General features: G+C 75.7%; 3 protein-coding genes. All 3 read right to left on the bottom strand.

Going from position 1 to position 1,727, the window contains the following annotated elements:
* The coding region (locus ABZU52_RS32395) for a precorrin-8X methylmutase (protein ID WP_354974712.1) at positions 1 to 291 on the bottom strand (291 nt) is incomplete at its 3' end.
* Positions 288 to 485 (bottom strand): 4Fe-4S binding protein, encoded by a 198-nt coding sequence (locus tag ABZU52_RS32390; RefSeq protein ID WP_354974711.1) that lies wholly within the window; start codon positions 483 to 485, stop codon positions 288 to 290. The genes ABZU52_RS32395 and ABZU52_RS32390, both read right to left, overlap by 4 nt.
* On the bottom strand, positions 473 to 1,727 hold a 1,255-nt coding region (gene cobJ / locus ABZU52_RS32385), incomplete at its 5' end, for a precorrin-3B C(17)-methyltransferase (protein WP_354974710.1). The genes cobJ and ABZU52_RS32390, both read right to left, overlap by 13 nt.

Genomic DNA, 1,727 nt, shown 5'->3' with positions numbered 1-1,727 from the left:
GGCGGCGGCCGGCTCGGCGACCGGGCAGACCAGCTCCAGGCCGGCGCGGGTGATGCCGGCGGCGACCATCGCCACGTCGGTGACCACCGGCGCCCCGGCGCGCAGCGCGGTCAGCCCGGATTCCAGGGCGGCCTCGTCGCAGACGAGGTCGTCGACGTACGCGAGGTCGGCGCTGGCGTGCACCACCCGCTCGGTCACCGCTCGGCTCAGCGGCGGCAGGTGCGACAGGTCGACGCGTTCGCGCAGGATGCGGTACGACTCGACCTCGATGGGATGCACCACCCGGCTCATCGGGCTCCTTCGCGGGGGTCGGGTCCGACGACGCGGATCGCGTCGACCGGGCAGATCTCCAGGCACTCCAGGCAGCCGGTGCACCGGTCGACGCGGACCGTGACGCCACCGGCGACCGGTCGGATCGCGTGTGTGGGGCAGGTGAGCAGGCAGGCGCCGCAGCCCTGGCAGGCGTCGATCGTCACGAGCGCCACCGGTACCCCCGGGGGGTGACCATCCGGCCAGCGACCAGCCGGGTGTCGCTGCTGCCGACGACCACGACGCTGTACATGTCGACGATGGCCGGGTCGAGTGTGGCCACTGTGGCGAGCTGCACCTGTTCGCCGGGGCGGCTGGCGTTGCGCACCACACCTACCGGGGTGTCCGGGGGCCGATGCGCGGCGAGGATGCCGAGCGCCTTGCCGAGCTGCCAGTCCCGGGCCCGGCTGCGCGGGTTGTAGAAGAGCGTCACGAAGTCACCTTCGGCGGCGGCGGTCACCCGCCGCTCGATGACGTCCCACGGGGTGTGCAGATCGGACAGGCTCACGTAGGCGTGATCGTGGCCGAGCGGCGCGCCGAGCAGCGCCCCGGCCGCGAGGGCGGCGGTCACTCCGGGCACGCCCACCACGTCGATCCGCTGGTCGGCGTACTCCAGGGCGGGGCTGGCCATCGCGTACACCCCGGCGTCGCCGGAGCCGATCAGCGCGACCGCCCGGCCGGCGGCGGCCTCGGCGACGGAGGCGCGGGCGCGCGCCTCCTCCGCGCCCAGCCCGCTGGAGAGCACCCGGGTGCCGGGGCGGAGCACGTCGCGGACCTGGTCCAGGTACTGGTCGAGGCCGACCACCACGGCGGCGCGACGCAGCTCGGCCACCGCGCGGGGGGTGCGCAGGTCGGCGGCGCCCGGACCGAGGCCGACGACGGCGAGCCGGCCGCGTGGCGCGTGCCGGGCCACCGCCACGGTGGCCATCGCCGTCGCGGTCTTGCCCACCAGCAGCGTCGCGTCGTCGGCCCGGCCGTCCGGGCCGAGCAGGGCCGCGGCCTCCGCCACGCTCGGCGTGCCGACCGCGGCGCGGACCACCTCGCTGGGGTGCGGCACGTCGACCGCCGCCAGCCGCGTCGCCGGCCAGGTCATCAGGGGTACGCCGAGCGCGTCGGCGGTGCTGCGGATGCCCGCCTCGTCGGCCTTGATGTCGGCGGTGGCCAGGCAGCGCAGGCTGGCCGGGTCGAGGCCGGCCTCGGCCAGCACCGCGGCTGCGACACCGCCTCCGGCGCCGGAACCGACGATCACGACGTCACAGTCGAATTCGGTCGTCTCGGTGCAGCGCAGCGGTGTCAACGCGGGCGCGGGCGCCGTGGTCAGCGGGCCGGCCGGGGCCGGATAACCGATCTCCTTCCACAGCGGATTGACGCCCGCCGGGCCCGGGGTGATGTTGTAGGACAGCAGCGACGCTTGTTTG

This window comes from Micromonospora sp. NPDC005220, from assembly GCF_040607895.1.
Lineage (GTDB): Bacteria > Actinomycetota > Actinomycetes > Mycobacteriales > Micromonosporaceae > Micromonospora.
The sequence above is the reverse complement of the archived record's forward strand: the minus strand, read 5'-3'. Positions and strand labels throughout refer to the sequence as shown.